This is a genomic window from Pseudomonas sp. FFPRI_1 (assembly GCF_055384485.1).
On record NZ_AP029168.1, the window covers coordinates 5,901,928 to 5,923,096 of the forward strand.

The 21,169-nt window shown below is 62.7% G+C and carries 21 protein-coding genes; 13 read left to right on the top strand and 8 right to left on the bottom strand.

The window, feature by feature from the left end:
* The 3 genes from purN (at window position 1) to ACZ5BO_RS26205 (ending at window position 1,845) form a co-directional block, all read left to right on the top strand.
* The gene (gene purN, locus ACZ5BO_RS26195) at window positions 1-651 is read left to right on the top strand and encodes a phosphoribosylglycinamide formyltransferase (RefSeq protein ID WP_025127010.1); all 651 of its coding nucleotides are present in this window, start codon (window positions 1-3) and stop codon (window positions 649-651) included.
* A gap of 8 nt (window positions 652-659) precedes the next feature.
* On the top strand, window positions 660-1,373 hold the full coding sequence (locus ACZ5BO_RS26200) for a DUF3108 domain-containing protein (protein ID WP_464696953.1): 714 nt from the start codon (window positions 660-662) through the stop codon (window positions 1,371-1,373).
* 283 nt (window positions 1,374-1,656) lie between these two features.
* Window positions 1,657-1,845, top strand: a complete 189-nt coding sequence (locus tag ACZ5BO_RS26205; protein ID WP_025127008.1) for a hypothetical protein — start codon at window positions 1,657-1,659, stop codon at window positions 1,843-1,845.
* Window positions 1,846-1,949: 104 nt separating this feature from the next.
* On the opposite strand, the gene ACZ5BO_RS26210 is transcribed toward ACZ5BO_RS26205, so the two are convergent.
* From ACZ5BO_RS26210 to ACZ5BO_RS26240, 7 genes are all read right to left on the bottom strand, one after another.
* Window positions 1,950-2,489, bottom strand: a complete 540-nt coding sequence (locus ACZ5BO_RS26210; RefSeq protein WP_025127007.1) for a DUF2058 domain-containing protein — start codon at window positions 2,487-2,489, stop codon at window positions 1,950-1,952.
* A gap of 26 nt (window positions 2,490-2,515) precedes the next feature.
* Window positions 2,516-3,349 (bottom strand): nucleoside triphosphate pyrophosphohydrolase, encoded by an 834-nt coding sequence (gene mazG, locus ACZ5BO_RS26215; RefSeq protein ID WP_464696954.1) that lies wholly within the window; start codon window positions 3,347-3,349, stop codon window positions 2,516-2,518.
* A 24-nt stretch (window positions 3,350-3,373) separates the two neighbouring features.
* Window positions 3,374-5,617 carry a GTP diphosphokinase gene (gene relA, locus ACZ5BO_RS26220; protein ID WP_464696955.1) on the bottom strand — a complete coding sequence of 748 codons (2,244 nt, stop codon included), beginning with the start codon at window positions 5,615-5,617 and terminating at the stop codon, window positions 3,374-3,376.
* A 122-nt stretch (window positions 5,618-5,739) separates the two neighbouring features.
* The gene (gene rlmD / locus ACZ5BO_RS26225) at window positions 5,740-7,092 is read right to left on the bottom strand and encodes a 23S rRNA (uracil(1939)-C(5))-methyltransferase RlmD (protein WP_464696956.1); all 1,353 of its coding nucleotides are present in this window, start codon (window positions 7,090-7,092) and stop codon (window positions 5,740-5,742) included.
* On the bottom strand, window positions 7,092-7,994 hold the full coding sequence (gene cysM, locus ACZ5BO_RS26230; protein ID WP_025127003.1) for a cysteine synthase CysM: 903 nt from the start codon (window positions 7,992-7,994) through the stop codon (window positions 7,092-7,094). Before cysM ends, rlmD begins: the two co-directional genes overlap by 1 nt.
* A gap of 117 nt (window positions 7,995-8,111) precedes the next feature.
* Window positions 8,112-9,467, bottom strand: a complete 1,356-nt coding sequence (locus tag ACZ5BO_RS26235; protein WP_464696957.1) for a histidine kinase sensor domain-containing protein — start codon at window positions 9,465-9,467, stop codon at window positions 8,112-8,114.
* A complete protein-coding gene (locus ACZ5BO_RS26240) occupies window positions 9,454-10,176 on the bottom strand; it encodes a response regulator transcription factor (protein ID WP_025127001.1) in 723 nt (240 codons plus the stop codon). The genes ACZ5BO_RS26235 and ACZ5BO_RS26240 overlap by 14 nt, the downstream gene beginning before the upstream one ends.
* Before the next feature lie 219 nt (window positions 10,177-10,395).
* Here ACZ5BO_RS26240 and ACZ5BO_RS26245 point away from each other — a divergent pair, with 219 nt between their 5' ends.
* The 4 genes from ACZ5BO_RS26245 (at window position 10,396) to ACZ5BO_RS26260 (ending at window position 15,131) form a co-directional block, all read left to right on the top strand.
* Complete coding sequence (locus tag ACZ5BO_RS26245; RefSeq protein WP_025127000.1) at window positions 10,396-13,149, top strand: response regulator; 2,754 nt, start codon at window positions 10,396-10,398, stop codon at window positions 13,147-13,149.
* Window positions 13,150-13,212: 63 nt separating this feature from the next.
* Window positions 13,213-14,202: a 2-hydroxyacid dehydrogenase gene (locus tag ACZ5BO_RS26250; RefSeq protein WP_025126999.1), complete on the top strand. Its 990-nt coding sequence runs from the start codon at window positions 13,213-13,215 to the stop codon at window positions 14,200-14,202.
* 90 nt (window positions 14,203-14,292) lie between these two features.
* A complete protein-coding gene (locus ACZ5BO_RS26255; protein WP_025126998.1) occupies window positions 14,293-14,730 on the top strand; it encodes a hypothetical protein in 438 nt (145 codons plus the stop codon).
* Window positions 14,727-15,131 (top strand): META domain-containing protein, encoded by a 405-nt coding sequence (locus tag ACZ5BO_RS26260; RefSeq protein WP_025126997.1) that lies wholly within the window; start codon window positions 14,727-14,729, stop codon window positions 15,129-15,131. Before ACZ5BO_RS26255 ends, ACZ5BO_RS26260 begins: the two co-directional genes overlap by 4 nt.
* A 93-nt stretch (window positions 15,132-15,224) precedes the next feature.
* Here the strand turns inward: ACZ5BO_RS26260 and ACZ5BO_RS26265 are convergent, their stop codons facing one another.
* Complete coding sequence (locus ACZ5BO_RS26265; protein WP_464696959.1) at window positions 15,225-15,689, bottom strand: TlpA disulfide reductase family protein; 465 nt, start codon at window positions 15,687-15,689, stop codon at window positions 15,225-15,227.
* Between the two features lie 138 nt (window positions 15,690-15,827).
* Between ACZ5BO_RS26265 and arsC the strand changes: the two genes are divergently transcribed.
* The 6 genes from arsC to arnT all read left to right on the top strand — a co-directional run bounded on the left by arsC (window position 15,828) and on the right by arnT (window position 21,130).
* Window positions 15,828-16,181, top strand: coding sequence for an arsenate reductase (glutaredoxin) (gene arsC / locus ACZ5BO_RS26270; RefSeq protein ID WP_464696960.1), 354 nt, complete (start codon window positions 15,828-15,830; stop codon window positions 16,179-16,181).
* The gene (gene wrbA / locus ACZ5BO_RS26275) at window positions 16,178-16,783 is read left to right on the top strand and encodes an NAD(P)H:quinone oxidoreductase (protein ID WP_025126994.1); all 606 of its coding nucleotides are present in this window, start codon (window positions 16,178-16,180) and stop codon (window positions 16,781-16,783) included. The genes arsC and wrbA overlap by 4 nt, the downstream gene beginning before the upstream one ends.
* Window positions 16,776-17,198, top strand: coding sequence for a DUF2069 domain-containing protein (locus ACZ5BO_RS26280; protein WP_025126993.1), 423 nt, complete (start codon window positions 16,776-16,778; stop codon window positions 17,196-17,198). The genes wrbA and ACZ5BO_RS26280 overlap by 8 nt, the downstream gene beginning before the upstream one ends.
* 124 nt (window positions 17,199-17,322) lie before the next feature.
* Window positions 17,323-17,994 (top strand): DNA-3-methyladenine glycosylase I, encoded by a 672-nt coding sequence (locus tag ACZ5BO_RS26285; protein ID WP_025126992.1) that lies wholly within the window; start codon window positions 17,323-17,325, stop codon window positions 17,992-17,994.
* A gap of 505 nt (window positions 17,995-18,499) precedes the next feature.
* Complete coding sequence (gene pmrG / locus ACZ5BO_RS26290; RefSeq protein ID WP_464696961.1) at window positions 18,500-19,129, top strand: lipopolysaccharide core heptose(II)-phosphate phosphatase PmrG; 630 nt, start codon at window positions 18,500-18,502, stop codon at window positions 19,127-19,129.
* Between the two features lie 249 nt (window positions 19,130-19,378).
* Entirely contained in the window at window positions 19,379-21,130 is a 1,752-nt protein-coding gene (gene arnT / locus ACZ5BO_RS26295; protein ID WP_464696962.1) for a lipid IV(A) 4-amino-4-deoxy-L-arabinosyltransferase, read from the top strand.
* The last annotated feature ends 39 nt before the right edge of the window (window positions 21,131-21,169 follow it).

A 21,169-nucleotide genomic window follows, 5' to 3' on the forward strand; every position in this document is an offset into this window, starting at 1 on the left:
ATGTCGCCGACCTGTGATGTTGTGGTGCTGCTGTCCGGCACCGGCAGTAACCTGCAAGCCCTGATCGACAGCGTGCAGACCGGCGACAGCCCGGTCCGCATCGCTGCCGTGATTTCCAACCGTGCTGATGCCTACGGCCTGCAGCGCGCCAAGGACGCGGGAATCCCCACCCGCTTCCTCGATCACACCACCTTCGAGGGCCGCGAGGCCTTCGACCGCGGGCTGATCGAGCTGATCGATACCTTCCAGCCCAAACTGGTAGTCCTGGCGGGGTTCATGCGCATCCTCAGCGGCGGCTTCGTCCGCCACTATCAGGGTCGCCTGCTGAATATCCACCCGTCGCTGCTGCCCAAATACAAAGGGTTACACACTCATCAGCGGGCGCTGGAGGCCGGAGATACGGAACACGGCTGCAGTGTGCACTTCGTCACCGAGGAACTCGATGGCGGGCCTCTGGTCGTACAGGCTGTGATCCCGGTAGAGTTGCACGACTCGCCGCAAAGCCTTGCGCAGCGAGTGCACGTTCAGGAACACCGGATTTACCCCATGGCCGTACGCTGGTTTGCCGAAGATCGACTGACGCTTGGCGACCAGGGTGCTTTACTGGATGGTCAATTGCTGGCCGCCAGCGGCTATTTGATTCGAACCTAGGAGATTTTATGCGTCGCGCCCTGCTCTTCGCTTGTGCTCTGTTCGCCCTGCCGGCTGTGCAGGCGGCAGACCTTCAACCGTTCTCCGCCAGCTACACCGCCGACTGGAAGCAACTGCCCATGAGCGGCACTGCTGAACGCAGCCTGGAAAAAACCGCCAATGGTGCCTGGAAGCTCAGCTTCAAGGCCTCGATGATGATTGCCAGCCTGACGGAAGAAAGCACCCTGACCCTGGACAAGGACACCCTGGTGCCCCAGTCCTATCACTTCGAGCGTGGCGGTCTGGGCAAGGCCAAGAAAGCCGACCTGGATTTCGACTGGTCCGCCAAGATGGTCACCGGCACCGACCGTGGTGATGCGGTCAAGCTGCCGCTGAACACCGGCATGGTGGACAAATCCACCTACCAGCTCGCCTTGCAGCATGACGTGGCCGCCGGCAAGAAAACCATGAGCTACCAGGTGGTCGATGGCGGTGAAGTCGACACCTACGACTTCCGCGTGCTGGGCGCCGAAAAAGTCGACACCAAGGCCGGCCAGATCGATGCGATCAAGGTCGAGCGCGTGCGCGACCCGACACAAAGCAAGCGCACCACGGTGATGTGGTTCGCCAAGGACTGGGACTACCTGCTGGTCCGCCTGCAACAGGTGGAAACCGACGGCAAGGAGTACAACATCATGCTCCTCAACGGCACCGTCGCCGGCAAGACGGTCAAAGGCAGCTAAGCCAGCAGCCGAACGAAGCCCCGCAATGCGGGGCTTTTTTTGGCTCGCAATTCATGCACCCGGTCTCTTTGCAACGGCCAGTGCAAGGCCGCGAAGATGAAACTTTTGTCATGAAACATCCCGCCCTGCGGCGAAATGTCACGGTTTTCGCGGGCTGCAGGATTGTCTTCAATCCTGCAAAGGTCTGTTGCAGACTCAGGCAATTTACTTAGCAAGCTAACAAAATATATAAAAGAGTCCTGCACACGCCTTGCTGCAGATCAACAGAGATTGGAGCTAGCAGATGACTGTAAAAGTAACTGAACGCGACGATTCACACATGTCCCATGAAGGCGTAGCCGCGGGTGTACGGATCTGGGATGTACATCAACAAGACATGCTGGTGGGCATGTTCCACTCCGAAAGCGACGCCCACAGCTACAAGGCCGAACTGGAAATCCTCGAACAGAACCGCGCCCCCCAGAGTTCCTGACTCCAGGCCAGCGCCGGAGCACCGGGATCTCCACGCGGATCACCGGCCTCCCCTCCCATAAACGACAAACCCCGCCATGAGCGGGGTTTGTCGTCAGTGCAGGCTTACCACATCAGATCGTCAGGGATCTGGTAGGCCGCGTACGGATCATCCTCGTCCGGCGCTTCGGTGGGGGTATTGAGCTGCACGATCCGGCGCGGATCACGCTCCTGGATCTTCAGCGCCGCCTCGCGAGGGATCACCTCATAACCACCGCCGTGATGGACGATGGCCAGGGAGCCGCTGCTCAGCTTGTTGCGCATCAGGGTGTTCACCGACAGACGCTTGACCTTCTTGTCGTCGACGAAGTTGTAGTAGTCCTCGGTGGTCAGCTTCGGCAGGCGCGAGACTTCGATCAACTGCTTGACCTGCGCGGCGCGGGCCTTCTGCTCAGCCTTCTCCTGTTGCTGGCGGTTGAGCTCCTGGTCGCGCTTGACCTTTTCGGCCATGGCCTCCTGGGCGGCACGCTGCTGAGAGTCATCGAGCTCGATCTGGCCCTTGTGGGCCAGACGCTGCTGCTTCTGCTTGTCTTTGCTGACCTGCTTGGCCTGCTTTTGGTTGACCAGCCCTGCTTTGAGCAACTGGTCGCGAAGGGAAAGGCTCATGGTGCTTACTCACTTAGGCAACGGCCTCAGCCGCAGCTGGGCAAATTCTTTTCCTGGCGTTTGGCTTCGCCCCACAGGGCGTCCAACTCTTCGAGGGTGCAATCTTCCATGGGACGGCGGGTGTCGCGCAATGCCTGCTCGATAAATCGAAAGCGCCGGTCAAACTTGGCATTGGCACCGCGCAACGCGGTTTCCGGGTCGACCTTGAGGTGCCTGGCCAGGTTGACCACCACGAACAGCAGGTCACCGATTTCATCAGTGATCGCTGCTGCGTCGTTATCTGCCATGGCTTCCAGCACTTCATCCAGCTCTTCACGGACCTTGTCCACCACCGGCAGGGCTTCGGGCCAGTCAAAACCGACCTGGGCCGCACGCTTCTGCAACTTGGCCGCACGGGACAAGGCCGGCAATGCCACCGGCACATCGTCGAGCAGGGACAACTGCTGGGGGGCGTCGGACTTCTCCGCACGCTCCTCGGCCTTGATCTGCTCCCAGCGCTCCTTGACCTGCTCTTCATCCAGCCGCGGGATGTCCAGCGGCGCATACAGGTCCCCGGTGGGAAACACGTGGGGATGGCGGCGGATCAGCTTGCGCGTGATGCTGTCCACCACCCCGTCGAACTCGAAACGTCCCTCTTCCCGGGCCAGCTGGCTGTAGTACACCACCTGGAACAGCAGGTCCCCCAGCTCGCCCTGCAAGTGGTCGAAGTCGCCGCGCTCGATGGCGTCGGCTACTTCATAAGCTTCTTCCAGGGTGTGGGGGACGATGCTGGCGTAGTTCTGCTTGATGTCCCAGGGGCAACCGTATTGCGGGTCCCGCAGGCGCGCCATCAGGTGGAGCAGGTCTTCAAGGCTGTACATCAGTTCATCCATTTCATACCGGCATCACGGGGTGCGATTGCGCCGGGTCTCGATGATGTTCGGCAACTGGGAAATCCGCCCCAGCAACCGCCCCAATGCGTCCAACCCCGGAATCTCGATGGTCAGGGACATCAGCGCGGTGTTGTCCTCCTTGTTCGAGCGAGTGTTGACCGCCAGCACGTTGATCCGCTCGTTGAGCAGGACCTGAGACACGTCACGCAGCAGACCGGAACGGTCGTAGGCGCGAATGATGATGTCCACCGGGTAGGTCAGCACCGGCACCGGGCCCCAACTGACCTGGATGATCCGCTCAGGCTCACGCCCGGCCAATTGCAGCACCGAAGCGCAATCCTGGCGGTGAATGCTCACGCCCCGCCCCTGGGTGATGTAGCCAACGATCGCATCCCCAGGCAGTGGCTGGCAGCAGCCGGCCATCTGGGTCATCAGGTTGCCTACGCCCTGGATCTGGATATCGCCACGCTTGCCCGGCTTGTAGCCCGTCGCCTTGCGCGGAATCAGTTCCAGCTGCTCGTTGCCACGTTCCGGCTCCACCAGCTGCTGGGCCAGGTTGACCAGTTGCGCCAGGCGCAGGTCGCCTGCGCCCAGGGCGGCGAACAGGTCCTCGGCGGTCTTCATGTTGGCCTTGTCGGCCAGCTTGTCGAAGTCCACCTGGGGCAGGTCCAGGCGGTTGAGCTCGCGCTCCAGCAGGGTCTTGCCGGCCGCGACGTTCTGATCGCGGGCCTGCAGCTTGAACCAGTGGACGATCTTCGCCCGCGCGCGGGACGTGGTGACATAGCCCAGGTTGGGGTTCAGCCAGTCGCGGCTCGGCGTGCCGTGCTTGCTGGTGATGATTTCCACCTGCTCGCCGGTCTGCAGGCTGTAGTTGAGGGGCACGATGCGCCCGTTGATCTTCGCGCCACGGCAGTTGTGGCCGATCTCGGTGTGCACCCGGTAGGCGAAGTCCAGCGGCGTGGCACCCTTGGGCAGGTCGATGGCGTGGCCATCCGGGGTGAAGATGTACACCCGGTCCGGCTCGATATCCACCCGCAGCTGTTCGGCCAGGCCGCCGATATCCCCCAGCTCCTCGTGCCATTCCAGCACTTGGCGCAACCAGGAGATTTTCTCTTCGTAATGGTTGGAGCCGGACTTGACGTCGGTGCCCTTGTACTTCCAGTGGGCACAAACCCCCAGCTCGGCCTCTTCGTGCATGGCGTGGGTGCGGATCTGCACTTCCAGCACCTTGCCCTCGGGGCCGATCACCGCGGTGTGCAGCGAGCGGTAGCCGTTCTCCTTCGGGTTGGCGATGTAGTCGTCGAACTCTTTGGGGATGTGCCGCCACAGGGTGTGCACGATGCCCAGCGCGGTGTAGCAATCGCGCATCTCCGGCACCAGCACCCGCACTGCGCGCACATCGTAGATCTGGCTGAACTCCAGGCCCTTGCGCTGCATTTTGCGCCAGATCGAATAGATGTGCTTGGCCCGCCCGCTGATATCGGCGTTGACCCCGGTGGCCTGCAGTTCGTTCTGCAACTGGTTCATCACATCGGAAATGAACCGCTCGCGATCCAGGCGCCGCTCATGCAGCAACTTGGCGATCTGCTTGTACTGCTCGGGCTCCAGGTAACGGAAGGACAGGTCCTCCAGTTCCCACTTGATATGCCCGATCCCCAGGCGATGAGCCAGGGGCGCGTAGATGTCGAAGACTTCCCGGGCGACCCGGTTGCGCTTCTCTTCATCGGCACTTTTTACCGCACGAATGGCGCAGGTCCGCTCGGCCAGCTTGATCAGTGCCACCCGCACGTCGTCGACCATGGCCACCAGCATCTTGCGCAGGTTTTCCACCTGCGCCTGAGTACCCAGTACCAAAGATTGACGAGGGCTGAGGCTGGCAGTGATCGCGGCCATGCGCAGCACGCCATCGATCAGCTTGGCCACCACCGGACCAAAACGCTGGCTGACCGCCGGCAGCTGGATCTGCCCCTCGCGGACGCCGCGGTAGAGCACGGCGGCGACCAGGGAATCCTGGTCCAGCTTGAGATCGGCGAGGATCTCGGCGATCTCAAGGCCCGTGCTGAAACTCGACACGTCCTCGGCACCCAGGCTCTTCGCCGCACTGTGTTTCAGCTCTGCCTCGCGAGCGAACTCGCAGGCTTCCTTCAAGGCTTCACGGTCCAGTGCCATGTCGACGCTGACCGTATGATCGAGCCACGCCTCGAGATTGATACTGCCGTCGGTGTTGATCGGCTGGTGCGCTCTCACCTGTACCATCTTGCTTTACCTTCCCTACGACGCACATTCAGTGCGTCAAATCGCTGACCTTCAATCCCCAGGCAAGACTCGCAGGGCCAGCGAGCGATGCCTGAAAGGCCAGTCGGATTAGACAAGCCATCCTAGCTCGCTTCGAATAACGCCATGGCTTCGACATGCGCCGTCTGAGGAAACATATCGAGAATCCCGGCACGTTTTAACCGATAGCCCTGCTTGATCAGTTCGACCGTGTCACGCGCCAGTGTTGCCGGATTGCATGACACGTACACCAACCGTTTGGCACCCAGGGTCGCCAACGTGCGGACCACCTCGAAAGCACCGTCGCGGGGTGGGTCCAAGAGTACCGCAGAAAAGCCTTCATCGGCCCACTCGGCAGTGCTCAGGGGTTGGGATAAATCGGCTTGAAAAAAGCGGGTGTTATGCAAATTGTTGCTGGCAGCATTTTCCGCCGCCCGAGCCACCATGGTTGCCACGCCTTCCACCGCCACCACTTCGCGCACTTGCCGGGCCAAGGGCAAGGCAAAGTTGCCAAGGCCGCAGAACAGATCCAGGACCCGCTCATGGGCTTGCGGCGCGAGCCACTCCAGTGCCTGGGCCACCATCGCCTCGTTGACCCCGGCGTTGACCTGGACAAAATCCCCCGGTCGATACGCCAGGTGCAAATCCCACGACTCCAGGCGGTAGCCCAGGGTCTTCGATGGATCGAAGGGCTGCGGCTCGCCTTCACCGTGCAGCCACAATTGCGCCTGATGGAAATCGCAGAAATCCTTGAGGATGCCCAGGTCGGCTTCGGACAACGGCGCCATGTGCCGCAGCAGCACGGCCAGGGACGAACCGCTGAACAACTCCACATGCCCCAGCGCCTGGGGTTTGCTCAAGCGTCGGAGCATCGCCGGCAAGCGGCTCATGATCGGTTGCAAGGCTTGTACCAGCACCGGGCAATCATCGATGGCGACGATGTCCTGGCTGCCCGCGGCGCGAAAGCCCACTTGCAGTTGCTTGCCCTTCATGTCCCAGCGTACCGCCACGCGGGCACGACGCCGGTAACCGAACTCCGGGCCACTCAAGGGGGCGGCCCAGGCCTCGGGCTCGACACCGGCGACCCTGGACAACTGGTCGGCGAGCATGCGCTGTTTCAGGGCAAGTTGTTCTTCATGGGGCAGATGCTGGACGCTGCAACCGCCACAGCGCCCGGCATGGGCGCAGGCCGCCGGACGGCGCAAGTCGCTGGCGTTGAAGATGCGCTCGGCACGGGCCTCCACGACCTTGCCGTGGGCCCCCAGCACCCGAGCCTCGACGTCTTCACCGGCCAGGGCACCACTGACAAACCAGGTGCGTCCGTCGATGAAGGCAATGCCGCGACCATCATTGGCCAGGCGCTGAATGTTCAGGCGCTGCTTCTTGCCAACCGGAACCTGCGGGGCGCGACTGCCACCCGCCGGCTGGAAGCGCAGGCCTCTCTCGTGCTTAGCCATCAGTTGGGCGCATCGAAAATGCCGGTCGACAGGTAACGATCGCCACGGTCACAGATGATCGCGACCATGACCGCGTTTTCCACTTCCCGGGACAGGCGCAGCATCGCTGCCACCGCACCGCCGGAAGACACGCCACAGAAGATGCCCTCTTCACGGGCCAAGCGCCGGGTCACGTCCTCGGCTTCGCTCTGGGCCATGTCGACAATCCGATCGACCCGGCTGGCCTGGTAGATCTTCGGCAGGTACTCCTCGGGCCAGCGGCGGATGCCGGGAATGGCCGAGCCTTCCATGGGCTGCAGGCCGATGATCTGCACCCCAGGATTCTGTTCTTTCAAATAGCGCGAGGTGCCCATGATGGTGCCGGTGGTGCCCATCGAGCTGATGAAATGGGTGATGCTGCCCTGGGTCTGGCGCCAGATTTCCGGACCGGTTCCCGTGTAGTGGGCCTCCGGGTTGTCGCCATTGGCGAACTGGTCGAGCACCTTGCCGCGACCTTCCGCCTGCATCCGCTCCGCCAGGTCACGGGCACCTTCCATGCCCTCTTCCTGGCTGACCAGAATCAGTTCGGCACCGTAGGCGGTCATCGCCGCCTTGCGCTCGGCGCTGGAGTTGTCGGGCATGATCAGGATCATCTTGTAACCCTTGATCGCCGCCGCCATCGCCAGGGCAATCCCGGTGTTGCCCGAGGTCGCTTCGATCAGCGTATCGCCGGCCTGGATCTGCCCGCGCAACTCGGCGCGGGTGATCATCGACAGTGCCGGACGGTCCTTGACCGAGCCCGCCGGGTTATTGCCCTCAAGCTTGAGCAGCAGGGTATTGCTGGTGACGCCAGGCAGGCGCTGCAAACGAACCAGCGGGGTGTTGCCGACGCAATCGGCGATGGTTGGGTACTGCAAGGTCATGGCGTATTCGCAATCCAGACTGCGGGGGCGCCTATCATACCGGCAAACGTCCGAGCGCCATATCACGCAAAGTGCGGGGCTTATGGCTTATTGATATAAGACCGCCCATGCCGGGGCTCAAGCGCCCAACAGACGCAGATGAATGCGCAGCCCGCGGCCGGTGTTCTGTGCCCACAACTGCCCGCCCTGGCGCCACACCGCATTGCGCGCGATGCTCAGGCCCAGGCCGAACCCCCCATCCCCCGGCCGCGAACCGTCCAGACGGATGAAAGGATCGAAGATCCGTTCCAGCTCTTCTTCGGCCACACCCGGGCCTTGATCATCCAGCCACAGATGCCAGTATTCGCCGTCGCGCCGCCCATCGAGCGTAACCAGGGCCCCGGGGGGCGAATGTCGAATGGCGTTGCGCAGGATGTTTTCAAGGGCCTGGGCCAGGGTATTGAGATGACCACGCACCCAGCACTCCCCTCCTAGCTCGCAGCGCAGCTGTTCGGAGGGCCAGCCGCTTTCGAAACAGGCGTTTTCACAGAGCATTTCCCACAGTGCCTGGAGCTGGATCTGCTCATCGGGCAAGGGCGCTCTTTCCGTGTCCAACCAGGCCAGTTGCAGCGTGTCCTCTACCAGCCGCTGCATGCCGTCGACCTCCCGGGCCAGGCGGTCACGCAACGCTGGCAGGTCCTGTTCACTGTCACAGGCCACCCGCAGACGACTCAGGGGCGTGCGCAACTCGTGGGACAGGTCCCGCAGCAACTGCTGCTGCACCGCCACAGTGCTCTGCAGGCGCTCGGACATCTGGTCGAAGGCCCGTCCCAGCTCTCCCAGTTCATCCTTGCGCTGAGTGGTCTGCGAAGACAGGCGAGCGTTCAACTGCTCCGCCCGCCAGGCATTGGCCTGTTCACGCAACTGGTTCAGCGGCACCACCAGCAAGCGGTACAGACCGACGCACAGCAGCAAGGTGAACAGACCGGGGATCACACCGTTGGTGATCACCCGCCAGAACGCCCGGTAGCGCCCGGGCATGAAACGTTGCGGCAACTCGATGACCAGGCTGCCGAGGGACGGATCATCGGGAAATGCAATCTTCAGCCACGGCAAACCCTGGGCATGGCGACTGACCGGCCAGTCGGCGCCCCGCAGGAAGGTCAGGTGCTGGGCCTCCCGCGAGGTCAGCGGATAGCTGCTCAGCGATTGCAGGTCACTGCCGATGACCCCGATCCAGCTGCTCTCGCGGCTGGCCACCTGCTGGATCCAGGCATCGACGCCGGCATTCTGGCCATTTTTCCAGGCCTGCTCGGCCTCCCGCGCATAATTGCCGAGGGTGGCTCGTGCCTCATCGGAGAGGTAGAGGTTCTTCTGCTCCACATAGCGGCCCCAGGACCAGCTCAGCCAGATCATCAACAGGCAGAAGGCGACCAGCAGGCAGGCCAGCTTCCAGAATAACGAGTGCCGCCCGGGCAGATCAGGCCAGTTCATCAAAGGCGCCCAGCACGTAACCCTTGCCCCACACCGTGCGTAGCTCCCGCTCGCTGTAGCCAAGTGCCTTGAGCTTGCGGCGAATCTGGCTGACGTGCATGTCCAGGCTGCGATCGTGGGCCGCATAGCCTCGCTGCAACACATGCTGATAAAGGAAGGCCTTGCTCAGCACCTCATCGCCATTGCGGTGCAAGGTCTCGAGCAGACGGTACTCGCTGCGGGTCAGGCCGGCCCATTGCTCGGCAAAGAACACATCGCACAGTTCATCGTCAAAACGCAGGCTCTGCACAGAGCTGCTGGGCACCGGCGGCATCGGTCGCCGATCCAGCGCCACCCGGCGCAGAATGGCTTCGATGCGTACCCGCAACTCGGCCATGCTGAACGGCTTGGGCAAGTAATCATCGGCGCCCAGGCGAAAGCCGCTGATGCGATCGGCCTCTGCCCCCAGGGCCGACATCAGCAGCACCGGCGTGGAGTGGCTCTGGCGAAAGTGGGTCAACAGCGCCAGGCCGTCCATCCCCGGCAGCAGGATGTCCATCAGCACCACATCGAAGCTTTCACGGCGGGCGATCCCCAGGCCTTCTTGGCCGTTCTGGCACCAGGTCACGGCAAAGCCGCAACGCCCCAGTTGCTCGTGCACATAGGCACCGAGCACCGGGTCGTCTTCAATGGTCAGGATGCGGGGCGGCTCAACAGCTACGGGAGTCATTAGCTTCTGCAAGTCATTCTCAGTTGGACGATTATTCAAGATTGCCCGGATCACGGCAACCAATGCCTTGGTCGCAGCCTCCTGCTCAACTGCCCGGCCGTCGCTTGCCCCGCCACAATTTGCCGAGATCAGCCCCGGGCAAATCGTTACACTGCGCAGGTGGCGCATCACGGACGTGCCCGTCGACCTTTCAAAACAGCGTGGAAGCAGGAGAGTTGCGTGCTCAAGAAACTGGGAATCAAAGGCCGCGTACTGTTGCTGACCTTGTTGCCCACCAGCCTGATGGCCCTGGTGCTGGGTGGCTACTTCACCTGGATGCAGCTCTCGGACCTGCAGACCCAGCTCCTGCAGCGCGGCGAAATGATCGCCGAGCAACTGGCCTCCCTGGTGGCTCCGGCCATGGGCAATCACAACGCGCCGATGCTCGAGCGCATCGCCACCCAGGCCCTGGAACAACAGGACGTGCGCGCGGTGTCCCTGCTCGCCCCCGACCGCACTCTCCTGGCCCACGCCGGGCCGAGCATGCTCAACCCGGCACCCTCGGGTAATAGCACCCACATGATGCAGCGTACCGGCAATGACGCGACCCGCTATCAGTTGCCGGTCTTCGGCCGGCATCGCAACCTCGCCGGCGACCTGATCCCCGATGAGTCCGACCGTCTGTTGGGCTGGGTGGAACTGGAGCTGTCCCACAGCGGCATGTTGCTGCGCGGCTACCGCAGCCTGTTCGCCAGCCTGCTGCTGATCGCCGCGGGCCTGGCCGTCACCGCTCTGCTGGCCGTACGCATGGGGCGCACCATCAACAATCCCCTGGGGCAGATCAAGCAGGCCGTGGGACAACTTAAGGACGGCAACCTGGAAACCCGCCTGCCGCCTCTGGGCAGCCAGGAGCTGGACGAGCTGGCCTCGGGCATCAACCGCATGGCCAGTACCTTGCAGAATGCCCAGGAAGAACTGCAGCACAGCATCGACCAGGCCACCGAGGACGTGCGCCAGAATCTGGAAACCATCGAGATCCAGAACATCGAGCTGGACCTGGCCCGCAAGGAGGCCCTGGAAGCCAGCCGGATCAAGTCGGAGTTCCTGGCCAACATGAGCCATGAAATCCGCACGCCGCTCAACGGCATCCTCGGCTTCACCCATCTGCTGCAGAAAAGCGAGCTGACGCCGCGCCAGCTGGATTACCTGGGCACCATCGAGAAATCCGCCGACAGCCTGCTGGGAATCATCAACGAGATCCTCGACTTCTCGAAAATCGAAGCCGGCAAGCTGGTGCTCGACAGCATCCCCTTCAACCTGCGGGACTTGCTGCAGGACACCCTGACCATCCTCGCCCCGGCGGCCCACGCCAAGCAGCTGGAACTGGTGAGCCTGGTCTATCGCGATACGCCCCTGTCCCTGGTAGGCGATCCGCTGCGGCTCAAGCAGATCCTCACCAACCTGGTGAGCAATGCCATCAAGTTCACCCGCGAAGGCACCATCGTCGCCCGGGCCATGCTGGAAGAAGAACACGAAGACAGCGTGCAGCTGCGCATCAGCATTCAGGACACCGGCATCGGCCTGTCGAACCAGGACGTGCGCGCCCTGTTCCAGGCCTTCAGCCAGGCCGACAACTCGCTGTCCCGCCAGCCTGGTGGCACGGGTCTGGGGCTGGTGATTTCCAAGCGCCTGATCGAGCAGATGGGCGGCGAAATCGGCGTCGACAGTACCCCCGGCGAAGGATCGGAGTTCTGGATCAGCCTGAGCCTGCCGAAAACCCGCGACGATGCCGAGGACCTGCCCGGCCCGCCGTTGCTGGGGCGACGGGTCGCGGTGCTGGAGAATCACGAACTGGCGCGTCAGGCCCTGCAACACCAGTTGGAAGACTGTGGCCTGGAAGTGACGCCATTCAACACCCTGGAAGCCCTGACCAATGGCATCACCGGCGTCCACCAGAGCGATCAGGCGATCGACCTGGCGGTGCTCGGCATCACCACCAACGACATGTCTCCCGAACGCCTGAGCCAGCATATCTGGGACTTGGAGCACCTGGGTTGCAAGGTCCTGGTGTTGTGCCCGACCACCGAGCAGACGCTGTTCCATCTGTCAGTGCCCAACCCCCACAGCCAGTTGCAGGCCAAGCCGGCCTGCACCCGCAAACTGCGCCGTGCCCTGTCCGACCTGGTCACCCCGCGCCGGGCCCGCAGCGAACCGGAGGAAAGCCTTTCCAGCCGTGCACCGCGAGTCCTGTGTGTCGATGACAACCCGGCCAACCTGCTGCTGATCCAGACCCTGCTCGAGGACATGGGTGCCAAGGTGCTGGCGGTGGATAACGGTTACGCGGCGCTGAATGCGATCCAGAACGAGCCTTTCGACCTGGTGATGATGGACGTGCAGATGCCCGGCATGGACGGCCGACAAAGTACCGAGGCAATCCGCCAGTGGGAAAGCGAACGCCACGGCACGCCGCTGCCCATAGTCGCCCTGACCGCCCACGCCATGGCCAACGAAAAGCGCGCCCTGTTGCAAAGTGGCATGGACGACTACCTGACCAAGCCCATCAGTGAACGGCAACTGGCCCAGGTGGTGCTGAAGTGGACCGGGCTGGCGTTGCGCAACCAAGGACCGGAGCGGGCCAGCGAGCGCCCGGAACTGGGCCTGGAACTGCAGGTTCTGGATCAGGAAGAAGGCTTGCGCCTGGCCGCTGGCAAGGCCGATCTGGCGGCAGACATGCTGGCCATGCTGCTGGCGTCCCTGGAAGCCGATCGCGAAGCCATCAACGCCGCCCGCGCGGCCAACGATCACAGTGCGCTGATCGAACGGGTCCATCGTCTCCACGGCGCCACCCGCTATTGCGGGGTGCCACAGTTGCGAGCGGCCTGCCAGCGCAGCGAAACCCTGCTCAAGCAGGAAGATGCCAAGGCCTTTGCCGCCCTGGATGAACTCGACCATGCCATTGGCCGCCTGGCCAGCGAGGCGCGGATCAACGCCTGACCCAGGGCAACACCTGCCCGGCGTCCAGCCATCATGCTGGGCGCCCCGAACAAGGATGCAGCCATGCGCACGATTCTTTTCAGCAGCCAGAACTATGACCGCGAGAGTTTTCTCGGCACCTCGCTGCCCGCGGGCATCGAACTGCAATTCCAGGCCGCCCGGCTGAGCCTGGACACTGCCGCTCTGGCCGAACACCATGAAGTGGTCTGCCCCTTCATCAATGACGACCTCAGTGCCCCGGTGCTGGAACAGCTGGCTGCCGGCGGCACTCGCCTGATCGCCCTGCGCTCGGCCGGCTACAACCATGTCGACCTGCCAGCCGCCAAGCGCCTGGGCCTGGATGTGGTGCGAGTGCCGGCCTACTCTCCGCATGCAGTGGCCGAACACGCCGTGGCCCTGATCCTGGCGTTGAACCGGCGCCTGCACCGGGCCTACAACCGCACCCGCGAAGGGGACTTCACCCTGCACGGGCTGACCGGGTTCGACCTGGTGGGCAAGACTGTGGGGATCGTCGGCACCGGGCAGATTGGTGCCACCTTCGCCCGGATCATGGCCGGCTTCGGCTGCCAACTGCTGGCCTACGACCCCTACCCCAATCCCGCCGTCGAGGCCTTGGGCGCCCGCTACCTGAGCCTGCCGCAACTGCTGGCCCAGGCACAGATCATCAGCCTGCACTGCCCACTGACCGAAGACAGCCGCTACCTGATCAACCAGGACAGCCTGGCGCACATGCAGCCCGGGGCGATGCTGATCAACACCGGGCGCGGCGGCCTGGTGGATACACCGGCGCTGATCGAAGCCCTGAAGAGCGGCCAGTTGGGTTACCTGGGCCTGGACGTCTACGAAGAGGAAGCCCAACTGTTCTTCGAAGACCGCTCCGACCTGCCACTGCAGGATGATGTACTGGCCCGGCTGCTGACCTTTCCCAACGTGATAGTCACCGCGCACCAGGCCTTCCTGACCCATGAAGCCCTGGCAGCCATCGCCGACACCACCTTGCACAACATTGCCTGCTGGGCTGCGGGCCAGCCGCAGAATCAGGTCCAGGGCTGAACCCCGCGCCGCGGGCTGATCGAAGGTCACCCGCCTACAACCTGCGGGGCCAGGGCCCGTGCTAGCATACGCGGCATATTTGGAGGACCCATGGTCGAACACGATTTCCGCTACACCCTGATGAGCCCGCAACACACCCTGATCGAATGCCGCGCCCTGGTACCGGGACGCTATCAGGTCACCGGCAATGGTGGCTCGATCCGCGCCGACGACGTACTGCTGGTGACCCTCAAGGGCAGCAAGGACCTGTCCATGCGCCTGACCGTGGACACCGTTCGCCACCTGATCAATCCACTCGGCCAATGGGTCGCGGTGGCCCGCGGCCCGGTATTCGGCGAACTGGCGATTCATCAGTGGCAGGTCAACTGCGACAGCTGCGCAACCGAACTCGCCTTCGAGTTCGCAGTGGACGCCAAGCTCGGCAACAAGGCCCAGAAGCCGGCTGCCAGTGCGCGAATAGCCGAACTGGGCTGGACCAGCGAAGGTGAGCGCCACCTCTGCCCGAAATGCCAGCAGGCCAGCCAATGAAATCCCTGGTGCTGCTCGCGGCGTTGGGGGCCGGCCTGATGGGCTGCGCCGCCGAGCCGCTGAAGCTGCAACAGGACCGCAGCTACGTCCTGGAATGGATCGGTGAGCGTCCGCTGATCGATTACAGCCACCTGACCATCACCCTTGGCGAGGATGGCCGGGCCTATGGCAATGGTGGCTGCAACCACTGGTTCGCGCCCTACACCCTGGAAGGCGACAAACTCAGCTTCGGCAAGGTCGGCAGCACTCGCAAGCTCTGCGCGCCGGCGCTGATGGAACAGGAGCGGCGTTTTCTCCAGGCCCTGGAGACTGTCCAGCGCTGGGATGTCTCGCCGATCGAGCAAGTGCGTTTCTGGCCCGCCGAAGGCAAGCCGCTACGCTGGTGGCTGGAAGAAGGCTGATAGCCCTGCAGGCGCCAAGGGCGGCCCGCCTGGGTCGCCCACCTGCCTCAACGCCAGGCGCGGGTGCAACCCGCACCAGCCGCCCCATTCGTCTCAATGCCCGCGCAGGGCCTGCAGTTTCTCCAGCACGCCCGCCGCGGTCTGCTCGCCCAGCAGTTGTTCACGCACCTTGCCCTTGTCGTCGATGATGTAGGTCACCGGCAGCGCCTCGCTGCGTGGCAGGTCGAAGATTTCCGCCGGATTCTGCGCCAGCACGGTGAACTTGATCCCCAGCTTCTCGCTGGCGCTCTTGAGCTCGTCACCCTGCACATTATCGAAGTTGACGCCCAGTACCGTCGCCGACTGCCCCTTGAGCTGCTCGTCCAAGGCGTTCAGTTCGGGAATTTCAGTGCGGCAGGGGCCACACCATTCCGCCCAGTAGTTGAGCACCAGCCATTGCTTGTCCAGGCGTTCGGCGGCGACTTTCTGGCCATACTGGTCGACCCCATAGTCATTGCCGCAGCCACCAAGCAGCAAGGTGGTGAAGATCGCCAATGCCGCTGCCAATTGCCGTGCCATGCCCTGTTCCCTGTATTGAAAGATGTCTTGAAAGTGTTCGCGACCCCACAGTCGCTGCGACCTATCGACTCTCAAGGTTCAGGAGAGCCCGCCGCGCGGGTAGAATAGCCGCCACCTTACGCAAGATGCGACCCGCACATGACCGATCTGACGCTTTATCACAACCCGCGCTGCTCGAAATCCCGCGGTGCGCTGGAACTTCTGGAACAACGCGGCCTGGCTCCGACCGTGGTCCGCTACCTGGAAACCCCATTGGACGCGGCCCAGTTGCGCAGCCTGCTGAACAAGCTGGGCCTCAGCGCGCGCCAGTTACTGCGCACAGGCGAGGACGAGTACAAGAGCCTCAACCTGGCAGACAGCAGCCTCAGCGAAGCGCAATTGATTGCCGCCATCGCCCAGCACCCGAAACTCATGGAACGGCCGATTCTCGAAGCCGGCGACAAGGCCATCATCGGCCGGCCACCGGAAAACGTGCTGGAGATCCTGCCTTGAGCACGCCCTACATCCTGGTGCTGTATTACAGCCGCAACGGCTCGACCAACGAGATGGCCCGGCAGATCGCCCGGGGCATCGAGCAGGCTGGCCTGGAAGCCCGCCTGCGCACCGTCCCGGCGATTTCCGCCGAATGCGAAGCCATAAGCCCGGACATCCCCGACAGCGGCGCCCTCTACGCCAGCCTCGACGACCTGAAGAACTGCTCGGGCCTGGCCCTGGGCAGCCCTACCCGCTTCGGCAACATGGCAGCCCCGCTTAAGTACTTCCTCGATGGCACCAGCAACCTCTGGCTGACCGGCGCCCTGGTGGGCAAGCCCGCCGGCGTGTTCACCTCCACCGCCAGTCTGCATGGCGGCCAGGAAGCCACCCTGCTGTCGATGATGCTGCCGCTGTTGCACCACGGCATGCTGATCACCGGCCTGCCCTACAGCGAATCGGCCCTGCTGGAAACCCGAGGTGGCGGCACCCCCTACGGCGCCAGCCATCATGCCGGGGCGGACGGCAAGAGCCCGCTGGACGAACACGAGATCGCCTTGTGCCGGGCCTTGGGCCTGCGCCTGGCGAAAACCGCCCAGCGACTGGAGAGCGACCGTGGCTAAAAAGCCGAAGATCCTGCCGGCGGTGGAATGGCTGGAGCCGCGAGTCCGGGTGACTCGGATCCTCAGCCTGGTCTGTTTTTTTGGCCTGGTGGGCCTGCTCTGCGTGTATTACCTGCTGATCGCTGACCTGCACGGCGCCCGGCCCTGGGTCATCCTGCTGATCGAACTGGCCCCCCTGCTGTTAATGGCGCCCGGCATGCTCAGCGGCAGCGCTCGCGGGCATTCGTGGATGTGCTTCGTGGTCAACCTGTATTTCATCAAGGGCGCGCTGGCCGCCTACGATCCAAATCGGCAGGTGTTCGGCCTCTTGGAAATGCTCGCCAGCCTGGCCGTATTCAGCTCGGCGCTGCTCTACGTACGCTGGCGCTTCCAACTCAATCGCCGGCTCGCGGGCGAAGGTGCCAGCCCGGCCTGACTCCGGTGCCCCAGGATTCCCGGAGTGCGCGTGAGCACCCCGGGGAACTTGCATCCGCGCTTCGCGCCCCAACCTTGGTCAACAGACTCATCGACCGACACTCCCGAACCCTCCCGGAGCAGGCATGCACGATTACAAATGGCTGAACGAATACTGTCTCAACCGCTTTGGTTCCGCCGCGGCCCTGGAAGCCCAACTGCCGACCCCGGCCAGCAACGACTACCTGCGCTCCCTGAGCGCTGACCGCTACCTGTCGACCCTGGCCCTGCGCGTCTTTCGCGCGGGCCTGAAACACAGCCTGGTAGATGCCAAGTGGCCAGCGTTCGAACAGGTGTTCTTCGGCTTCGATCCGGAAAAAGTGGTGCTGATGGGGGCCGAACATCTCGAGCGGCTGATGCAGGACACGCGAATCATCCGCCACCTGGGCAAGCTCAAGAGCGTGCCGCGCAACGCCCAGATGATCCTCGATGTGGAAAAGCAGCACGCCAGCTTCGGCGCGTTCATTGCCGACTGGCCGGTCCAGGACATCACCGGGCTCTGGCAGTACCTGGCCAAGCACGGCAACCAGATGGGCGGTCTTTCAGCCCCGCGCTTTCTACGCATGGTGGGCAAGGACACCTTCATTCCTACCTGGGACGTGGTGGCGGCCCTCAATGCCCAGGGCATCATCGACAAGGTTCCCAGCAGCAAGCGCGACCAGGCCCTGGTACAGGAAGTGTTCAACCACTGGCAGCAGGAAAGCGGCCGGCCGCTGTGCCAGCTCTCGGCAATGCTGGCCTATACCGTCAACCACTGAACCCTGCCTCTCCAAACCTTGCGCCCTGCCCCCATAACCGGCAGGGCGGCCTCCCCTTCCTCAAGTCGTCAGCGCATCCAAGCTGACAATAAGCTGAACTAAACGCGAGGTTTTTTCATTCGCTGTTTCTTATCGGCTAGAGTTCACCCCGCACGCTCTATCGGGTTAAGACGCTCGGCAAAAAGTTGCTGCGGCCGGCACGCTAAAGCCATTAAACATTTACAAGCGGATAACAAAGCACTGATCAGGCCAATAACCTGAACACAGGCTGTCTGACTTTAAAAGAATGGTCGTCACCCATTCGTTTTTTTCACATTGCTTTCACCCTCCGCCCACCTGGCCCGACCTACATTGGCCCCAGTTGCAGCGCTGGCCCCGGTGTGCACATGCCGGTCTGTCGAGAAACATCAGTTCCATCCCTTTAGGCAGTCCCTATCAAAAACTTATTCAGGTAAGCGACGTGGTCAATACTGCTGAAACAGGCACTGGCGGCGAGAAACCCCGAATGCCCCGATCGCGAAAGGTCGTGCTCGGAGTGAGCGCGACAGTTCTGACGATCCTGGTCAGCGGCTTCGTCCTGTGGCCTGGCACGCCGCTGGACCTGGGGGTCGGCAACCAGATGCAGCAGTCGGGTGCCTACCGCCACTGGCAAGGCGGCGAGGTGATTGCCCTGGTACGTCATGCCGAGCGTTGCGACCGCTCCGAGAAACCCTGCCTGGGGCCCGAGGATGGCATCACTCTGGACGGAAGCAGCACCGCCAGCGAAGTGGGCCAGGCCTTTCGCAGCCTGGGTATGGCCGCGACCGATGTTTTCAGCAGCCCGGCCACCCGCACCCGGCAAACCTCGGAATACATGTTCCAGCAACCGGTACAGACCCAGGACTGGCTGGCCAACTGCGGGGATGATTTCGAACAGGTGATCAAGGCGCACAAATCCCTGAAGCGCAATCTGGTCCTGGTTACCCACAGCGACTGCATCAGCGATCTGGAGCGTCAGTTGGGTTATGAACATGCCCTGGCCAGTGAATACACCAGCTCATTGTTTGTCACCCTGAACGGGGACGGTTCCTTGCAAATACTGGGAATCGTCAATGCTAGAAACTGGCCACGGACACTTGAACAGCTGCGCCCTTGAGTTGTAACTATTTTTAACAACAAACCAACAGACTTTATTGTTCGAACAGACAAACTAATTGGCCAACTAGCTGGCTAGACAAGTTATGCGCTAGTTGCAAGACCTATCCCTGTTTTTGCCAATAAAGCATGCAAGCAGTCCGGCATCTCATCCAAAAACATGCCGCGACTTGAGAAACCCGCATATTCGACAACACTGACCGTTCATCAGCAGCACTTGATCAAAGTAACGACTCACCGCTATCGGCACATGACCTCGAGGATAGAAATGCACCGCACTTTACCGCCCCAAGCTTATGGAACAAGCGCCACGCCTTCTGGCTACACCGTGGGTGGGAGTACAGCCGAGCTGATACAGCGTTGGGCACTACCCTTTCTGCTGCTGGCCTTCGGGCTGTTCTACCTGCTGCCATTGACCAGCCACGGCCTGTGGATTCCGGATGAAACCCGCTACGCGCAGATCGGCCAGGAGATGCTGCTCAAGGGAGACTGGGTTGCCCCGCACTTCATGGGCATCCGCTACTTCGAAAAACCCATTGCCGGCTACTGGATGATCGCTATCGGCCAGGCCGTGTTCGGCGACAACCTGTTTGGCGTGCGCATCGCCTCCGCCGTGAGCACCGGCCTGAGCGTGCTGCTCGCCTACCTGATTACTCGCCGGATGTGGAACGACCCACGCAAGAGCTTTGCCGCAGCCTTGCTCTACATGAGTTTTGGCCTGATTGCCGGCCAAGCCGGATACTCCAACCTCGATCCCCAGTTCACCTTGTGGGTCAACCTGAGCCTGGTAGCACTCTGGTTTGCCCTGGACAGCCAGACGTTGCGTGCCCGGCTGCTGGCCTGGGCTTCACTGGGTGCGGCCTGCGCGATGGGCTTCATGACCAAGGGTTTTCTGGCCTGGTTGCTGCCGGTGCTGATCGCCCTGCCCTACATGCTCTGGCAGCGGCGCTTCACCGAGTTGCTGCGCTTTGGCCTGGTGGCGCTGCTGGTGGCGATCGTTATCAGCCTGCCCTGGGTGCTGAGCATTCATGCCCATGAGCCCGACTTCTGGCGTTTTTTCTTCTGGCATGAACACATTCGGCGCTTCGCCGCCGAGAACGCCCAGCACACCCGCCCCTGGTGGTTCTACCTGCCACTGCTGGTCGCCTCCAGCCTGCCTTGGGCGGCGCTGCTGCCGGGCACCTTGATCCAGGGCTGGAAGGACAAACGCCAGGCCAACACCGGTTTCCTGCTGCTGTGGTTCCTGTTGCCCCTGGTGTTTTTCAGCCTCAGTCGCGGCAAGCTGCCGACCTACATCATGCCGTGCCTGCTGCCACTGGCGGTGCTCATGGGCAGCACCCTGATCGATCGGATCAACGCTCAGATGACCCGGGCGATCCGCCTCAATAGCCTGCTCAACCTGCTGATCGGCGTCAGTGCGCTGATCGCCCTGGTGGTTATCCAGATCACCCGCCCGGTCTACGGCCATGATGAGATGTTCAGCCTGTCACTGGTGTTCATCATGCTCATGGGCTGGATCATCGCCAACCTGCTGTCTGCCTCCCGCCCTCTTGGCTACTGGGCGGCGCCGGCCCTGGGTATCTGGCTGCTGGTGGCCCTGCTGCCGGCGGGCATGCCGGGAGTGATCGTGCACAACAAGATGCCGGACCAGTTCATCAAGGAACACCTTGAAGAACTCCAGCAGACCCAGTCGCTGTTGAGCAATGACCTGGGGGCTGCCTCGGCCCTGGCCTGGCGCCTGAAGCGCACAGACGTGACGCTGTACAACACCGAGGGCGAATTGAAATATGGCCTGGCCTATCCTGACTCGGCCCAGCGCAAGGTTGACATGGCGCAAGTTGGCCAATGGCTGAGCGATGCACGCAAACAGGGCTCGGTCGGGGTGGTCATGCGGGTCAAGGATGTCCTGGAAAACCAGGAAGTCGCGCTGCTGCCACCTGGAGGCAAACGTTATGTGCAGGACAACCTGCTGATCCTGATCCTGCCAGCGGCACAGCCCTGACCTGAGCAGCACAGCCGGCAACGTCCGCCTCAACTGCGA

Bases quoted from the DNA above. Each gene is read 5' to 3' on its own strand.
- arsC (WP_464696960.1), top strand. From the start codon at position 15,828: ATGACCGATCTGACGCTTTATCACAACCCGCGCTGCTCGAAATCCCGC.
- ACZ5BO_RS26205 (WP_025127008.1), top strand. From the start codon at position 1,657: ATGACTGTAAAAGTAACTGAACGCGACGATTCACACATGTCCCATGAA.
- ACZ5BO_RS26210 (WP_025127007.1), bottom strand. From the start codon at position 2,489: ATGAGCCTTTCCCTTCGCGACCAGTTGCTCAAAGCAGGGCTGGTCAAC.
- rlmD (WP_464696956.1), bottom strand. From the start codon at position 7,092: ATGGCTAAGCACGAGAGAGGCCTGCGCTTCCAGCCGGCGGGTGGCAGT.
- ACZ5BO_RS26200 (WP_464696953.1), top strand. From the start codon at position 660: ATGCGTCGCGCCCTGCTCTTCGCTTGTGCTCTGTTCGCCCTGCCGGCT.
- relA (WP_464696955.1), bottom strand. From the start codon at position 5,617: ATGGTACAGGTGAGAGCGCACCAGCCGATCAACACCGACGGCAGTATC.
- ACZ5BO_RS26240 (WP_025127001.1), bottom strand. From the start codon at position 10,176: ATGACTCCCGTAGCTGTTGAGCCGCCCCGCATCCTGACCATTGAAGAC.
- ACZ5BO_RS26260 (WP_025126997.1), top strand. From the start codon at position 14,727: ATGAAATCCCTGGTGCTGCTCGCGGCGTTGGGGGCCGGCCTGATGGGC.
- mazG (WP_464696954.1), bottom strand. From the start codon at position 3,349: ATGTACAGCCTTGAAGACCTGCTCCACCTGATGGCGCGCCTGCGGGAC.
- ACZ5BO_RS26285 (WP_025126992.1), top strand. From the start codon at position 17,323: ATGCACGATTACAAATGGCTGAACGAATACTGTCTCAACCGCTTTGGT.
- pmrG (WP_464696961.1), top strand. From the start codon at position 18,500: ATGCCCCGATCGCGAAAGGTCGTGCTCGGAGTGAGCGCGACAGTTCTG.
- purN (WP_025127010.1), top strand. From the start codon at position 1: ATGTCGCCGACCTGTGATGTTGTGGTGCTGCTGTCCGGCACCGGCAGT.
- ACZ5BO_RS26235 (WP_464696957.1), bottom strand. From the start codon at position 9,467: ATGAACTGGCCTGATCTGCCCGGGCGGCACTCGTTATTCTGGAAGCTG.
- ACZ5BO_RS26250 (WP_025126999.1), top strand. From the start codon at position 13,213: ATGCGCACGATTCTTTTCAGCAGCCAGAACTATGACCGCGAGAGTTTT.
- arnT (WP_464696962.1), top strand. From the start codon at position 19,379: ATGACCTCGAGGATAGAAATGCACCGCACTTTACCGCCCCAAGCTTAT.
- cysM (WP_025127003.1), bottom strand. From the start codon at position 7,994: ATGACCTTGCAGTACCCAACCATCGCCGATTGCGTCGGCAACACCCCG.
- ACZ5BO_RS26255 (WP_025126998.1), top strand. From the start codon at position 14,293: ATGGTCGAACACGATTTCCGCTACACCCTGATGAGCCCGCAACACACC.
- ACZ5BO_RS26265 (WP_464696959.1), bottom strand. From the start codon at position 15,689: ATGGCACGGCAATTGGCAGCGGCATTGGCGATCTTCACCACCTTGCTG.